The 16,877-nt window shown below is 55.4% G+C and carries 6 protein-coding genes and 1 tRNA gene; all 7 read left to right on the top strand.

Annotated elements, in window-relative coordinates:
- Position 1: 1 nt before the first annotated feature.
- The 7 genes from uvrC (at position 2) to AB4O22_RS15925 (ending at position 16,876) form a co-directional block, all read left to right on the top strand.
- Entirely contained in the window at positions 2 to 1,825 is a 1,824-nt protein-coding gene (uvrC, locus tag AB4O22_RS15955; protein WP_223473154.1) for an excinuclease ABC subunit UvrC, read from the top strand.
- Positions 1,826 to 1,857: 32 nt separating this feature from the next.
- Positions 1,858 to 2,418, top strand: coding sequence for a CDP-diacylglycerol--glycerol-3-phosphate 3-phosphatidyltransferase (pgsA, locus tag AB4O22_RS15950; RefSeq protein ID WP_003200282.1), 561 nt, complete (start codon positions 1,858 to 1,860; stop codon positions 2,416 to 2,418).
- A gap of 63 nt (positions 2,419 to 2,481) precedes the next feature.
- Positions 2,482 to 2,557 (top strand) — tRNA-Gly (locus AB4O22_RS15945).
- 222 nt (positions 2,558 to 2,779) lie between these two features.
- Positions 2,780 to 4,621 (top strand): tyrosine-type recombinase/integrase, encoded by a 1,842-nt coding sequence (locus AB4O22_RS15940; protein ID WP_460105441.1) that lies wholly within the window; start codon positions 2,780 to 2,782, stop codon positions 4,619 to 4,621.
- A 614-nt stretch (positions 4,622 to 5,235) separates the two neighbouring features.
- On the top strand, positions 5,236 to 9,417 hold the full coding sequence (gene pglW / locus AB4O22_RS15935; RefSeq protein WP_460106618.1) for a BREX system serine/threonine kinase PglW: 4,182 nt from the start codon (positions 5,236 to 5,238) through the stop codon (positions 9,415 to 9,417).
- 62 nt (positions 9,418 to 9,479) lie between these two features.
- Entirely contained in the window at positions 9,480 to 13,202 is a 3,723-nt protein-coding gene (pglX, locus tag AB4O22_RS15930; protein ID WP_460106620.1) for a BREX-2 system adenine-specific DNA-methyltransferase PglX, read from the top strand.
- On the top strand, positions 13,199 to 16,876 hold the full coding sequence (locus AB4O22_RS15925; RefSeq protein WP_460105445.1) for a phage resistance protein: 3,678 nt from the start codon (positions 13,199 to 13,201) through the stop codon (positions 16,874 to 16,876). The genes pglX and AB4O22_RS15925 overlap by 4 nt, the downstream gene beginning before the upstream one ends.
- The last annotated feature ends 1 nt before the right edge of the window (position 16,877 follow it).

Here is a 16,877-nt window from a genome sequence, read left to right as displayed (position 1 = left end):
AATGACTGAATTGTTTGATCCAAGTGCGTTCCTCTCCACTTGCAGCGGCCGCCCCGGCGTGTACCGCATGTTCGACGGCGACGCACGCCTGCTTTATGTCGGCAAGGCCAAGAACCTCAAGAAACGCCTGGCCAGTTACTTTCGCAAGACCGGCCTCGCCCCGAAGACTGCCGCCCTGGTGGGGCGCATCGCGCAAATCGAAACGACGATCACCGCCAATGAAACCGAGGCGCTGCTGCTCGAGCAGACGCTGATCAAGGAATGGCGCCCGCCGTACAACATCCTGCTGCGCGACGACAAATCCTACCCCTACGTGTTTCTGTCCGACGGGGCCTTTCCGCGCCTGAGCATTCATCGGGGCGCCAAAAAGGCCAAGGGTCGGTATTTCGGTCCTTACCCCAGCGCCGGGGCGATTCGTGAAAGCCTCAGCCTGCTGCAGAAGACCTTTTTCGTTCGCCAGTGTGAAGACAGCTACTACAAGAATCGCACCCGGCCCTGCCTGCAATACCAGATCAAGCGCTGCAAGGCGCCTTGCGTAGGGTTTGTCGAGCCGCAGGTCTACGCCGAGGACGTGCGTCACTCGGTGATGTTCCTGGAGGGCCGCAGCAATGCGCTGACCGATGAACTGTCGGCAGCCATGGAAGACGCGGCGGTCAACCTTGAGTTCGAACGGGCCGCCGAGCTGCGTGACCAGATTGGCCTGCTGCGCCGCGTTCAGGACCAGCAAAGCATGGAAGGTGGCAGCGGTGACGTCGATGTGATCGCCGCGTTCATCAACCCGGGCGGCGCTTGCGTGCATTTGATCAGCGTACGTGGCGGTCGCGTGCTGGGCAGCAAGAACTTCTTTCCCCAAGTGGGTATCGAGGAGGACGTGGCCGAGGTCATGGCGGCGTTTCTGGGCCAGTACTACGTCAGCAGCCCGGAACGCGACTTGCCTGCCGAGTTGATCGTCAACGTGGTCCACGAGGATTTCCCGGCCCTGATCGAAGCCATCGACAAGCTTCGCGGTCGTGAACTGACCATCAGCCACCGCGTTCGCGGTACCCGTGCCCGTTGGCAGCAGCTGGCCGTGACTAACGCCGAACAGGCCCTGGGCGCGCGCCTGGCCAACCGTCAGCACGTGGCGGCGCGATTCGATGCCCTGGCCGATGTCCTCAACCTGGACGAGCCGCCGCAGCGGCTGGAGTGCTACGACATCAGCCATTCCAGTGGCGAGGCAACCGTGGCGTCCTGCGTGGTGTTCGGCCCGGAAGGCCCGATCAAGTCCGATTATCGCCGGTACAACATCGAAGGCGTCACCCCGGGCGATGACTATGCGGCGATGCATCAGGCATTGATGCGCCGGTTCGGCAAGCTCAAGGACGGGGAGGGCAAGTTGCCGGACATCCTCCTGGTCGACGGCGGCAAGGGCCAGTTGTCCATGGCCCGCGATGTGCTCAATGAACTGATGGTGCCCGACCTGATCCTGCTGGGGGTGGCCAAGGGCGCGACGCGCAAGGCCGGTTTCGAAACCTTGTACCTGAACGACGCCGCCCATGAGTTCACCCTCAAGGGCGATTCGCCGGCGCTGCACCTGATCCAGCAGATCCGCGACGAAGCCCACCGCTTTGCCATCACCGGACACCGTGCCCGCCGTGGCAAGACGCGCCGGACGTCTACACTGGAAGGTGTGGCAGGCGTCGGCCCGACGCGCCGCCGCGACTTGTTGAAACATTTTGGTGGATTGCAGGAACTGTCTCGTGCCAGCATCGAGGAGATAGCCAAAGCACCCGGTATCAGTAAAAAGCTCGCTGAGTCGATTTATGCAAACCTGCACAGCGAGTAGAATGCCCGTCAACCTCGCAGCCAGTTGTGCCGATGAATATCCCAAACCTGATTACCGTTCTACGCGTCCTGCTCATTCCGATCTTCATTTTGCTGTTCTATTTGCCGTACCACTGGAGCTACATGGCCTCCGCCTCGGTCTTTGCCTTCGCCGCCGCGACGGACTGGCTGGATGGTTACCTGGCTCGACGCCTGGAGCAGAGCACGCCGTTCGGTGCCTTCCTCGACCCGGTGGCCGACAAGCTGATGGTCGCGGTGGCCTTGGTGCTGCTGGTACAGGAACACGGCAACCTCTGGCTGACTCTGCCGGCGGCGGTGATCATCGGCCGCGAAATCGTCGTCTCGGCGCTGCGTGAGTGGATGGCCGAGCTGGGCGCCCGCGCCCAGGTCGCCGTGTCGAACCTCGGCAAATGGAAAACCGCCGCGCAGATGCTCGCCCTGGTGATCCTGCTGGCCAACCCTTCGGACTTCAGTTTCTGGGTGCTGTTGGGCTATGCGCTGTTGCTGGTTTCCGCTGGGCTGACGCTGTGGTCGATGGTCCAATACCTGCGCGCCGCCTGGCCGCATCTGCGGACGGATGTAGAGCCGAAATAAAACTTTTTTGAATCAAGGGGTTGACGGCGTAATTTGAATCTATAGAATGCGCCACACCAAGACGCGGGAATAGCTCAGTTGGTAGAGCACGACCTTGCCAAGGTCGGGGTCGCGAGTTCGAGTCTCGTTTCCCGCTCCAAATATTGCGCTACAGAGTTCCACTGAATTCTGTAAGCGATTGAAATCAGGGCCTTTAGGCCCTTTTTTCGTTCCAGCGGGAACCACTGAAATCCAGCACTATCCGGTGCGTTTAAGTCCAGGATTGAGTCCAGGATTCTGACGAGCACTGAATCGGTTTAATGCTGGAGCAGATTGTGTAGCGAGATGAGCATCTGGCCCTGACTCTGTTCAGGAGCTCGCGATGGCACTCTCAGAAATGACAGTTCGGCATGCCCGAATCACCGGTAATGACTACACCCTCGGCGACAGTGATGGTCTCACACTCAATGTGACGGCCAGAGGCGGAAAAGTCTGGCTCTTCCGCTACTACTGGGCGGGCAAGCAGAAGCGCATGTCCTTGGGTTGTTACCCGCAAATCTCCCTCAAAGATGCACGTACTCGACGTGACGAGGCGCGCGCCTTGGTTGCCCAGGGCATCAACCCCTATGAGCATCGTAAACAACAGCGACTTGCTGTTCATGCCGCGAAGGAGCATACCTTCGAGGCCGTGTTCAATCAGTGGGTGGAGTTCCGCAGGCTAAGCCTGAAGGAAGGGCGCCAGAGCACGCTCTCGCAGATCTTGAGAATCTTCAATAAAGACGTCCTGCCCGTACTGAGCGGACAGTCTATCTATGATATCAATCGTCACGATCTGCTGGATTTACTGAGCAGGATCGAACAGCGCAAGGCGTTAACGACAGCCGAAAAATGCCGGACTTGGTTCAACCAATTGTTCCGTTATGCGCTGGTGAAGATCGAGGGACTGGAGCACAACCCAGCTTCAGATCTTGATGTGGTTGCACTCCCCAAACCTCCGGTTACGCACAATCCATTTCTTCGTATGGACGAGCTCCCGGCATTGATGGCTGCTCTTCGAAATTACGGTGGCGCCAGCCAAACGCGGCTTGGCCTTCAGTTGTTGCTGCTGACCGGTGTCCGCACGGGCGAATTGCGGTTGGCGACACCCGACCAGTTCGATCTGGAGAAGCGCTTGTGGGTCATACCGGCGGAAGTGGTGAAACAACTCCAGCTAGCGATGCGCAAGCCAGGTAAGCAGACTCAAAATGTACCGCCTTATATAGTGCCGCTGTCGGTTCAGGCGCTGGAGATCGTGCGTCACTTGCTGGACCAGGTTGTCCCCGCACAGCGCTACTTGTTTGCGCATCGAAGCGACCTGAGCAAGCGCATCAGCGAGAACACGCTGAATGGCGCGTTGCGTCGGATGGGGTATGCCGATCAACTCACCGGTCATGGGATGAGGGCGACGATCTCGACGGCACTGAACGAGATCGGATACCCGAAGGTGTGGGTTGATGCTCAGCTTTCTCATGCTGATCCGGACAAGGTGAGTGCGGCCTACAATCATGCGGAGTATGTCGAGCAGCGTCGGACCATGATGCAGGATTGGGCGAACCGTCTGGATCTGTGGGGGCAGGGTCAGCTGAAAGCGGCAAGTTCTCCGCTTACCATTCGTCTAGAAGGTGCAGCTTCGTTACCTTCGTTGGAAAATGCGAACACAAACGCCGTTCTGTACGGCAGTTGCTTCCCAGCGACGACGGTCCCAGCCTCCAAAACATCCGTCAGCAACGAACCGGCCCTTAACGCGGCTCAGTATTCACCGGTCCTACCAGCTCCAACGCAGACTGAACAGCTGCGCGAACCCCAAGTATCAGACATACAACGTCAGCGCGCCGAGATGCTCGCCACCTATGAAGCTTCGAGTAATCTGCCGCTGCTTGTCTTCGCCAAATTGGCAGGCAAATCCAGAGATCAGATCAACCGCGATATCAAGGCTCGGCGCCTGCTGTCCCTGAGCCTGGGGAATCGCGGTCAGCGCATTCCTGATTGGCAGCTTGATCCATTGCGGCACAAGTTGGTACTTGCTGCGTTAGCGCGGTTTCCGGATGTCGATGCGTGGAGGCTTTATCGGATGGTCTGTGAGCCTCATGAGCGACTGAAGGGGCGCTCGCCAATCGACGTACTCACTCTGGAGAATTTCGAGGTGACTATGCGGATCGTTTGTAGCGCGCTGGGCTCAATCTGAGGTGCTGTCTCGTGCGGTGATAACGAATGTTGCTGCTTTCTTGGGCCCATCTAGCGCTACTCCTGAATGTGTGGGCTACGCAAGTCGCCTGATGTGGTCGGCTAGAGGATTCTATTGCGCAGGAAGACGCCATTTGGCAATATCCCGCTCCCGCACTCTCTTGTCAGCTCTCCATCCCTCTCATTTGGGAGCTGCATTTTGGATATGGCGGGGAATCACCCGGCCTAGTGCCGGGTCTTTATTTGTTCGGCAGGCACGGCTGGCGGACAAGCTTGAATATCCGCTTACCCGATGTATGGGATTCGAAGGGGAGAATGTTCGAATCACTCGCACCGACCAGAAATCCAACCATTTAGCGGTGGTTGGATTTTTTATGCGTCCTTGTTTCTCGCGTGTTCTTGTTCTAGGGGGGGGCTTCTGGTTGCCAATTGAGATTGACTTAAGTCCCAGCTATGAGCATTTTGCTAGTACGTATGCGGTAGGTTTCAAAGCGCTCCCTGCTAGCTGTTGTGTTTGTCGAGCATCTGCCCCAGCTCAGTCGGAATAGGATAGGTACCACAATAAATGACGACGTTATTTTTTCCTCGTCAGATAGTTCACAAGGGTGGCTACTGATGGATTTGCTCTGGAAGCAGCTCTCACCCTCGGGTTACTCATGGGAGAGGGATGCGCTGGAGTTTGCTAAGCAATTGCTCCCTGACCACGATCCGTATCGTGCGTGGGCCAACTTCGAGTTTATTGCGCAGGATGGCTCCATCAACGAAGTCGATCTGATGGTGCTGACGCCAAAGGGTATGTATCTCATCGAAATCAAATCCCATCCAGGTATCATTGGGGGGGATGCCGCCAACTGGATTTGGGAAAAGCCCCTGCCCAAGGGTGGACAAAAAATCTTCGATAACCCCCGGCTGCTGGCACGGCGCAAAGCACAAAAGCTGGCTTCACTGCTGAAGCTTCAGCCGTCATTTCATCGCAGCAAAGAGACAGTTCCTTTTATTGATGCGCTGGTATTCCTGTCAGCTGAGAATCTGGTCATCAAGCTGGAAGGTAATGCCCGTCAGGGTGTTGTTAACCGTGCTGAGTTGCTTCGCGAAATCACATTTTTCGATGAAAACTGGAAGCACCGGCAGATCACTGCCTACGCCGCCAAAGTAGTGTCTCGTGCCGTTGAAGAGGCCGGCATTAAAGAGTCCGTGCGAATGCGTCGAGTGGGTAGCTATGAGCTACAAAGTCTTCTCGACGAGTCCGACACTTTTCAGGAGTGGTTGGCCCTGCATCCGGAACTGGGCGTGCAGCGTAAAGTGCGCATTTATCTGACACAGGGTAAGCCACAGGAAGAAGTATTGCGGCTCGAGAAAGCGGCCAAGCTGGAGTTTCGTCTGCTTGAAGGTATCGAGCATCCGGGGATTCTGCGCGCTCACGAGTTTCAGCAACACGACAGCGGCCCTGCGCTGGTCTACGAGCATGATCCCAAAGCATTTCGCCTTGATCATCTCCTAATGGATCTGGGCAAAGATCGCCGGCTGGATACAGGCCAGGCCGTCTATCTCCTTCGACTCATTGCAGAAGCGGTGCAGTACGCGCACGGTCAGAAGCTTTTTCACCGAGGCCTGAGCCCCCAGTGCATCTGGGTCAGGTCTCAGGGTGACGAGAAATACAGCGTTAAGATCAGTAACTGGGTAACTGCGCAGCGCCTATTTGAGAGCGAATCGCGAGATTTCAGTGCTCTTACACGTTTGAGTAACCTTGTGCATGAAGACGCTGGGCCCTATGTGGCTTTGGAGGCGCATACAGGGGTAGCAGATGGTGTGCACATGGATGTCTTCTCGCTCGGAGCGATCGCTTACCATCTATTTACAGGCAAAAAGCCGGCACAAACCGATATTGAGCTACTGGACAAGCTGCGCCGCGGTAATGGGTTACAAGTTACCGATGAGATTAACGGTGCCAGCGAGACCATGCAGCACTTGGTGCAGTACGCCACACATCCGGACGTGGGAAGCCGATTGGAATCGGTCAGCGAATTTATCAAGCGACTGGATGATCTGGAAGACGAAATTATCCAGCCGAATATGCTGCGTAGCAATCCGACCGAGGCGCGCAAAGGTGACCTTCTCCCAGGGGGAATTCAGGTTATTCAGCATCTCGGCAAAGGAGCTTCTTCAGTCGTTTTCCTAGTCGACTATCAGGGCCAGTCCCGGGTGCTGAAGATTGCCTCCACGCCAGACCACAACAATCGTCTTATGAAAGAAGGCGAGATATTGGCCAAGCTACGCCACCAGGCCATTGTTCCCTACTACAAGACACTGGATGTCGTAGGGCATTCAGCCCTGTTACTCGATTATGCGACTGAGGGCACTCTGGCTCAGCGCTTGCGCCATGTAGGCGCTGTACAGTTGGAGTTGCTTGAGCGCTTCGGTGACGACTTGCTAAGTGCAGTGGTGCACCTTGAAGATCAAGCCTTGGTGCACCGCGATATCAAGCCGGAAAACATTGGCTTGGTGAAACAAGGCAGCGTGCTTCACCTGATTCTCTTTGATTTCTCTCTTTCCAGTGTAGGTGCCGACAATATCAGCGCCGGTACCCTGGCCTATATGGATCCGTTTATCCGGGATCCCGGTCGCCGTCGATGGGACGATCATGCCGAGCGATTCTCCGTAGCACTGACACTTTATGAAATGGCGGCGGGCGCTTTGCCTGGGTGGGCTTCTTCGGAGGGGCTGCCGCATCAGTTGGAAGGTGAGCTTGAGGTCGACCGTACGGTGTTCGACCCGAGCATCCGTGATCGCATAGTTGAGTTCTTTAATCGCGCCTTGGTACGTGATGTGCGTAAGCGTTTTGCCAGTGCAGGAGAGATGCTGCGTGAGTGGCGCAAAACCTTCCATGCCGCACGCAGTGAATCGCTGCATACGACTCATCAGCCGTTGGAGCGGACTTGCCCCATCAGTGAGGCTCAGTTGGATACACAGATCGGCTTGCTGGCATTGACCCCACAAGCCCTGGATACCCTCAGCCGCCGCAATATCAATACCGTTGCAGATCTGATCAAGCTGAATCGCTCTCGCGTCCGAGTATGGACGGGTGTTGGGGTGAAGACTCGCAATGAGCTATCGGATGTCATTGGCCAGCTCCAAGCTCGTCTTTTGGAAGGTCAACAGAATCAAATGTTCGATAGCGACGACACCAGTGTGGTCAGCGTCGACCGTTTGTTTCAGCAGGTCTTGCCAAAGTCGACAGACCCGATCCGAATGAGCTTCCTTAACGAATTCCTGGGACGGTTGACTGAAGAACCGCCTAAAGGTGTGCACAACGTTCATTGGCCGACACCGACGGCCATCAGCGGTCACCTTCGTATCGAAACGCTAGTAGTGCGTGAACTGATCGACAAAGTGGTGAGCCAGTGGGGCAAGACCAAAGCCATTACTGATCTACGAGAAGATATTGCCGGCCTGCTGGAGGAGAACGGGGGGGTGATGACGGCTGTTGAAGTTTCCGATGCGATCTTGCTGCGGCGTGGGTCGGTGCAGGACAGCCCACTGCGCGAACGTTGGGCCTATGCCGTTGTGCGCGCAGCTGTGGAAACTGAGCTGAGCAAGCAAGAGCCACGCTGGCTGTTGCGCCGCTCGGGTAACCGTTGCCTAATTGCTGACAATCGTCAGGGCCGGGGTGAAGAACTGGGCGATTATGCCTGTGATCTAGGGAGCTTGGCGGATGAGTGTGCTCGACAGCAGCCGTTGTTGGCCCCCGTGCGCACATTGGAAAAGATTCGGGCTATGCCTGCCCCAGAGTCATTCGCTGGGCTAAGTAATCACCGGCTTATGCGCTTGGCTGCTGCCGCTTCTGAAAGCGCAGCCTTGTCTAGTCGTGTTGAGTTCTATCCGCGAGGTATGCCGGCCCGGTTCGCACTGGAGCTTGCCCAGGGGGCGTTGTTAGGTAGCAAGGCGCTTACGGTCAAGGATATTCTCGCTCGCGTGGCGGGGCGCTACCCGGCTGCGCAGGAGCTACCTGGTCGGCCTGAGCTTGATGAATTGGTACACTCGCTCGATATCGGCTTTCAGTGGAATGGGAGTTTTGAGTTCGCCAACGGCGAAAAGGGGGGCTATTGCCTACCGAGCGCTGGCATGACCAGCTTTGCAACGGCCGGTTCCACCCACTACAGCCAGACTCACCAGGGGGAAGATGACACCACGACCCTCAAGTCGGTAAAAGAGCTGGGCCTGATGCTGGAAAAGGTGGTGACGGCCTCCCACTTCCTGGCTCTGACCGTTAGGCCCCGTCAGTGGTGGCAGGCACAGGAAAGGCTCTGTCGAGACTACCCCTTTAAACGCATTAGCTTTGATGAGCTTCTGCTGCGTCATGTGCAGGCAGTGTGCGCCACCATGCCTAAAGCACCTGATTGGCAAGTGGTGCTTAAAGCAGACGACACTGAGCGCAGCTCACGTGACTGGCAGAACCTGCAGCGCCTAGTTCAGCGGGCGTTACCTGCTATGGCTGAAGAAATTCTTCAAACCGGCCAGCCTGTACTCCTGACAGAGCCGGGGCTACTGGCACGCTATGAATTGATTACGACTTGGCTCAACGATCTGCGTCAACAACTGATGAATGTGAGTAGCCGCTCCGGTATTGCCGTACCTGGGCTGGCCCTCCTGATAGCGGTTGATGCTCAGCGATCAGCTGCCATGATTGATGGCGCGTTGGTGCCTACCGGCGCAGGTAGCAAAGAATGTGCGCATATTCCCAGTAGCTGGTTGGAAAGCGACCAGCTACTCCCAGAGGCAGTTGAAAGCACTGCCTGAGTGAAACTGATACCAGATCCAATGCCGCAGCGACATTGTGTCTCATGCACAAGGATTTACCTGTGATTAATCGTGCCAATTTATTGAAAAGCCTCCAGACCCTGCTGCCGCATATTGAGAAAGACATTCTTGCTTATAGTGAGGCCAATGCAGATCTTAATGAGCACCTGCAAAGCGAGTATCTCGCTGCTGTTGAGGCTGAACGCACCGCCGAACATTTCTTATCCTGGCGGGAAGCGCAAATAACCCAGGCCGCCGTCGCCTGGGTACTAACCTGTGTGTTTGTGCGCTTTCTGGAAGATAACGGCCTACTTACCGAGTCGATGCTGGCTGGGCCTGTGCGTGATGTTTTGGGCAGGAATACTTTGCAGCAGGCCAAAGAGCGAATGGCGGCTTACTTCAATGCGAACCCCACTTTTGAAGAACGTCATTACCTGCTTGATCTATTCGCGGAGCTGGAAAGATATCCGGTAATCGCGGAACTTTTGGATCATCGTCACAACCCTCTGTGGCAGATTCCGGTGTCGGCTGATGGAGCTAAGCGCCTGATCGACTTTTTCCAGAGAATCGATGCGTCCAGTGGTGGGATTCTGCACGACTTCACCGATTTGGATTGGGACACCCGTTTTCTTGGGGATTTGTACCAGGACTTGTCAGAGTCAGTGCGAAAACGTTACGCGCTGCTGCAAACCCCTGAGTTCGTAGAGAGCTTTATTCTTGATTACACCTTGGAGCCAGCGATTCAAACCTTTGGCCTACCAGGCCTGCGGTTAATCGATCCTACCTGTGGGTCAGGCCACTTTCTGTTGACGACCTTCGAGCGGGTGTTCAACCAGTGGCTGAAGCGAGAACCGGGCACCAACGCCCGTGAGCTGGCGCAGCGGGCGCTGGATGTGGTGCATGGCATCGATATCAACCCCTATGCCATTGCCATCTGCCGATTCCGTCTGCTGATTTCCGCCATGAAGGCTGCAGGCAGTACTAAGATCAAAGATGCACCAAGGTTTCAGTTCAATCTGGCCTGTGGTGACTCACTGTTGCATGGTCGCCGTTTCGAGTGGGAGGGGCAGGGGACTCAGCAGGGGCTGCTGGATGACGATCACCAGCATGCTTACGAGGTGGAAGATTCCGAGCAGCTGAATAGTATTCTCCGTCAGCGTTATCACGTGGTAGTAGGCAATCCACCCTACATAACAGTCAAGGACAAGGCGCTAAATCAGCTTTATCGCAACAGGTACTCTACCTGCCATCGTCAATACTCTCTGGGTGTGCCATTTACCCAACGTTTCTTCGATCTGACCCTGTGGCCGGAAGGCAACCAGCCGGCAGGCTTTATGGGGATGATTACGGCGAACAGCTTTATGAAGCGTGAGTTTGGTAAAAAACTGATAGAAAATTTTCTGCCACGCAAAGATCTGACACATGTAATTGATACCTCGGGTGCCTATATACCGGGTCATGGCACACCGACGGTAATTCTGTTTGCCCGCAACCAGACGCCCAAGCGTGAAGATATTCAGGCGGTTCTGGGTATTCGTGGTGAGCCTGTAACTCCGGACGTCGCTGCTGAGGGTAAGGTTTGGTCATCCATCGTTGCTTTGTTGCCTGGGTCGGTGGCTGAGAATGAGTATATTACTGTTGTAGAACAGCCAAGGGCGACTTTCGGTAGCCACCCTTGGAGCTTGGGCGGCGGCGGGGCATCTGACGCCATGGAATTGATTGAGTCACAACCTGCAAGAGCATTAGAAGCTTTATCTCTGGCCATCGGTTTCGTATGCATCACAAAGCAAGACGATGTGTTTGTACAAGATATCGGTACGCTCAATCGCGTTGGCGTGGCTTCTGAAGAGCGGCGCCCATTTGGCATGGGTGAAGAGGTCAGGGACTGGTTTCATTCTTCGAACTTAGAGGTTCTGTTTCCTTACGATGACGATGTTCGGACTAGAGCGCCCCTAGAGTTTTCCACTGCTATGAAGTTTATGTGGCCCTTTAGGGAAGCTTTATATTCGCGAAAGGTTTTTGACGGGCAGACATATAGAGAAGCGGGAAAGCCCTGGTATGAATTTGGTCAAATTCCGGTTGAACGTTTCAAAATACCTTTGTCGATTACCTTTGCTTTTGTCGCTACCCACAACCACTTTGTGCTAGATCGAGGTGGAAAGGTATTCAAACAGTCTGCACCAGTTATCAAGCTGCCCAATGGAGCTACTGAATCCGAGCACCTTGCTTTACTAGGCTTGTTGAATAGCTCGACCGCTTGTTTCTGGATGAAGCAGGTATTTCACAATAAAGGGGGTGGCGGTATCGGTGGCGGGCTGGCTAGTGAAGAGTGGGAGCAGTTCTATGAATATACAGGAACTGGACTGAAAGCTTTTCCTGTCGTAGATAATCCAAATGGTAATATCGCTTTGCTGGCAGACTTGCTGGATAGATTGGGAAAGCGCCTATCTGAAATCTCTCCCATTGCTTGCTTAGATCATATACCCGAAAATTTGAAAAGCATGCTTGATGGGGCTCGGACTGAAGAGGATCACATTTTTGCAAATATGATTGCTCTGCAGGAAGAGCTGGACTGGTATATCTACCCCCTCTATGGGTTGGTCGGCGAAGCTATGTGCTATAAGGGCGAGCTTCCCAATGTTAGGCTGGGCGAGCGCGCCTTTGAGATTCATTTGGCCCGCAAGATAGCGGCTGGTGAGCTGGAGTCCACTTGGTTCGAGCGCCATGGCAGTACGCCATTTTCGGAAGTTCCCACACACTGGCCGGCGGACTACCGGGCGCTGATCGAACGTCGCCTACAGGCCATAGAGCAAAATCAGTGGGTCGCACTAATAGAGCAGCCAGAGTACAAGCGGCGTTGGAACCGTGATAGCTGGGAAGAGCGCCTGCAAACTGCAGCCCGTGAGTGGCTATTGGATCGCTGTGAGCAGGTCTGTCAATCAGTCGAGTTGCAGACTTGTGCTCAGCTTACTGACCGCCTGCGCCGTGATGCTGATGTATTGCTGGTAGCTGAGGTTTATTGCGGTACTAATTTGCTCGATTTACAAACTCTGGTGTCTGAGCTAGTGGAGCTCGATAGCGTACCTCAGATGGCCGCGTGCCGTCTGAAGCCGGAGGCCATTCCCAAGTTCCGTGCCTGGCAAGAAACTTGGGATAAGCAACGTCTGGAGGATGCCATTGATGCGAAACATGGTGTCGATCAGCCTTTGTCGGAGGAGTTGGTCCAGAATGCTGAAAAGAAAGCCAAGTATGATTTGGCCATGAGCCAGGCGAAGCAGGAGAAGGCCGAGAAGGTGGGTGAAATTCCGTTGCCTCCTCCGTACAAGTCCACTGACTTCCGTAGGCCATCCTACTGGTCGCTTCGCGGTAAAATGGATGTTCAAAAAGAGCGCTTTTTCTCGTTGCCTGGCGGTGAAAAAGGCGGCGATAGCACGCTGGTAATCGGTTGGACTGGATTGAACCACCTGCAACGGGCTCAGGCCATTGCTGCCTGGTACCTGGATCGTAGAGAAGGCGAGGGCTGGGAAGCGGAGCGCCTGATACCAATGCTGGTGGCGCTGGATGAGCTGATTCCTTGGTTGAAGCAGTGGCATAACGAGGTGGATCCGGAGTTCGGCGAGCGCATGGGCGATTACTACGAGGGCTTCCTGCTAGAGGAGCTGCGTAATCTGGAGATCACTCGGGCGGATCTGCTGAATTGGCAGCCGGTAGCTGTTGCAAGGAAAACTGGCGGCCGCAAGAAAAAAAGCGGCCGAGCAGAACTGAATCTGGGGTTTGATGCATGACATTGATTAAAGAGCTGATTGAAATCCCAGAGAAGGTCCAACGGGGTGATTTCGTCCTTAACTTATCCAGTGGTTTGGCTGATGCAGCTATCAGCCAAACGCTGGAGCAGTATGTGGTGACGCCGCAGCTACAGAGGTCGTTCGATGATGCCCTGAGCTTTATTAAAAGCACGGTGGTGGGTAACCAAAACCGGCAAAAAGGTGCCTATTTGCATGGCAGCTTTGGTAGCGGTAAATCGCACTTTATGGCGGTGCTGCATCTGTTGCTGCAGGGTAACTCTCAGGCAAGGGCGATCAATGAGTTGGCACCTGCCGTAGCCAAGAACGATGAGTGGCTGCAGCAAACCAATATCCTGCTTGTGCCCTACCACATGATCGGCGCTGCCAGCATCGAGTCCGGTGTGCTAGGTGGTTATGCGCGCCATATCAAGCACCTGCACCCGGATGCGCCGGTGCCTGGCTTCTACATGAGTGATCGATTGTTTCGCGATGCGCGGCAACTGCGCGGCACTATGGGCGATGAGTCCTTCTTTTCCACGCTGAACAAAGGAGCTGCAGCGGCTGAGAATGATGGTTGGGGCGATCTGTCGACTGGCTGGGACGCAGCCAGCTTCGATGCTGTGCTCAATGATCAAGCTGGCGCGGATGACAAGGCCCGGCTGGTAGGCGACCTGATCGGCACTTTCTATAGCTCCATGGCGGATATGGCCAACAGCGAGTACGGCGGTTACGTCGACTTCGATGAGGGACTGCGCATCATGACTGAGCACGCCAAGGCGCTGGGTTATGACGCGATCATCCTGTTCCTCGATGAGCTGATTCTATGGTTGGCAAGTCATTTGTCTGACCAGCGCTTTATCGCCAACAACATTCAGAAGGTGGTCAAACTAGTTGAGGCCAGCGAGCAGCGTGCGTTGCCAATGGCCAGCTTTATTGCCCGTCAGCGCGATCTGCGCGAGTTCGTGGGTGATCAGTACAACGGTGCCGAACAGCAAGCGCTGAGCGACTCGCTCAAATACTGGGATGGTCGCTTCCACACTATCACACTGGAAGACCGCAATCTGCCAGTGATTGCCGAGCGTCGCTTGCTCAAGCCGATCAATGCTGCAGCCAAGGCGGAAATCGACAGTGCCTTTGCGGCCATGGATGCCGGATTGCGGAGTGAGGTGCAGGAAGTCCTGCTGACCAACCAGGGCGACCGCGAGATGTTCCGGTCGCTCTACCCGTTCAGCCCTGCCCTAGTGCAGGCCCTCGTGGCGTTGTCTTCAGCGTTGCAGCGTGAGCGTACGGCGCTCAAGGTCATGCTAATGCTGTTGGTTGATCAGCGCGAAAGCCTGGAGCTGGGGGGCTGCATCCCCGTCGGTGATTTGTACGACGTGATTGCGTCTGAGGCTGAGCCATTTTCGGAAGTAATGCGCATGCATTTCGACAATGCTCGCCATCTGCTGGAACGCAAGCTGGTGCCGTTGTTGGAGGAAGAGCACAACCTGAAGCTCGATCAGTTGCAGGCGCTGCCAGCCAACGACCCAGTTCGTCGAGCCTTTACCAATGACATGCGCCTGATCAAGACTCTGCTGCTGTCGGCGCTGGTACCGGAAGTTGAGTGCTTCAAGCTGCTCACGGCCAACAAGTTGGCGGCGTTAAACCATGGCACCATCAAGTCACCGATTCCTGGCCGTGAAGCGCAGGCGGTATTGCAGAAGTGCCGGAAATGGGCGGGACGGGTCGGTGAAATCAAGATTAGCGATGACTCGAATCCAGTCATTGCTATTCAGCTTTCTGGCGTAGATACCGAGAGCATTCTTGAGCAGGCTAAGATCCACGACAATGATGGTGCGCGGCGGAAACTTATAAAGGATCTGCTGTTTGAGGCCTTTGGCGTACAGGACGACAACCAGCTATTTATCGAGCATCCGTTCTCGTGGCGCGGCACTCGTCGTACAGTCGAGGTGATGTTCCAGAACATTCGGGAGATTTCCGACTTCACCACCTTCGAAGCTCGCGGTGATGACTGGAAGGTGCTGGTCGATTTTCCGTTCGACCAGGGTAACCATTCACCTGCGAGTGACAGGGCACGTATCCAGGAGTACGAGGCAACCGGCAATGCCACACAGACCTTGTGTTGGTTGCCATACTTTCTCAGCCAGTCGGCGCAGCGCGATCTGGGCACTTTGGTGACTCTTGAACACGTACTCAAAAGCGAGGACCGTTTTGTCTCTTTTAGTAAGCACTTGAGCCCTTTGGAGCGGGCACAGGCGCGTACGCTTCTCGATAATCAGCGCAGCCAGCTGCGCCAGCGCATTCGCGATTATCTGATGGGCGCTTTTGGTGCCGCGCAGCCCTTCCCAGGCACGCTGGATGACTCGGTAACACTGGAGAGCCAGGTCTATTCACTGGAGCCGGGATTTACTCCGCAGCTACCGGTCGGCAGTAACTTGCGAGCGGCCTTTGAGCATTTGCTTACCCAGGCTTTAACCTTCCAATATCCGGATCATCCCGAGTTTGATGGTGAAGTCAGGCCGGCTGATCTGGGGAAGGTGATGGAGCAACTGCGCCGGGCTGTACACGCTAGCAATGGCCGGATTGATATAGACACGCCGCTACGCTCAATTATGCGCTCGATAGCCCAGCCGCTGAAGCTTGGTGAAATGCACGAGCGGCACTTCATCTTTAAGGATGACTGGCCAAAGCAAATGACCCGTGAGCTGGCCAAGGATGAGTATGCCGGTGATCCGGTGACTGTGAAACGCCTGCGTGGAGCCGTGGATCAACCGACCCCGAAGGGCTTGCCAGATATCGTCCAGAACCTGCTCATCATGTTGTTTGCCGAGCACGGCCAATATGCCTTCACAATGCATGGCCAGGACTATGAGCCAACGCTCAAGGATATGCCGGACAACTTGGTGCTGATCAAGCAGGACCTGGCGGAACCGTTTATTTGGAAGCAGGGTGTGGATAACGCGTCGGCCATCTTTGGGCTGACGCCTAACAAGTTGCGCACAGCCAACCATCAAAATGCACTTGAAAAGGAAGTGTTGGATGAGGTCAAGCGCCACGCTGGGCATTGCGAGGAACTGGTTACTGAGCTCAAAAGTGCATTGAAACGTGTTAGCCAGAGTTCGCAATGTAATCGTCTGCGTAACGCCGAGTATGCCGTCAGCCTGCTTAAGACACTGCAATCTAAGCAGGGTGCAGAGTTGATTGCTGCGCTGGCCGATGTTCAGCCTCCGACTAACGCGATGGCGCTGGCGAAAAGTATCGTCAGTGCGACCAGCGTAACCCAGGCGATCCAGGACAATAACTGGCAACTGCTGGAAACCGTATGGAATTCAGGTGGGGCTGAGGCGCTGCGGATTAAGCAGCGTGTCAGTACAGCACTGGCTGCTGATGAGCTGGTGACGGCGCTGGCACAGGCGCTTCGCCAGGCACAGGCTGATGCTACCGCACAGCTGACACGCAACCTACCGCCGGCTAGTCCAGAATCAGGCATCCCGCCTACGGATACTGGCGGCAAAAATTTTTGCGATAAGAAGATTTTGGAGCAGGTCCAGCAGCGCGGTTTGACTAGCAAGCAAGCTCGCAGTTTGTTCGCTGAGATTGAGAGCAAATTGAAGGACGGCTATGTGCTTGATGTGAATTACAGCATTGTGCGCACAGACGAGGCCGAGGGCTAAG

The sequence above is a fragment of the Pseudomonas sp. S3_B11 genome, assembly GCF_054667715.1.
Note: the sequence above shows the minus strand (reverse complement) of the source record. Positions and strands in the feature narration are given on the sequence as shown.

What these genes read in the sequence shown, in the direction of transcription:
- pgsA (WP_003200282.1), top strand. Translation starts at nt 1,858, where the DNA reads ATGAATATCCCAAACCTGATTACCGTTCTACGCGTCCTGCTCATTCCG.
- AB4O22_RS15940 (WP_460105441.1), top strand. Translation starts at nt 2,780, where the DNA reads ATGGCACTCTCAGAAATGACAGTTCGGCATGCCCGAATCACCGGTAAT.
- pglW (WP_460106618.1), top strand. Translation starts at nt 5,236, where the DNA reads ATGGATTTGCTCTGGAAGCAGCTCTCACCCTCGGGTTACTCATGGGAG.
- AB4O22_RS15925 (WP_460105445.1), top strand. Translation starts at nt 13,199, where the DNA reads ATGACATTGATTAAAGAGCTGATTGAAATCCCAGAGAAGGTCCAACGG.
- uvrC (WP_223473154.1), top strand. Translation starts at nt 2, where the DNA reads ATGACTGAATTGTTTGATCCAAGTGCGTTCCTCTCCACTTGCAGCGGC.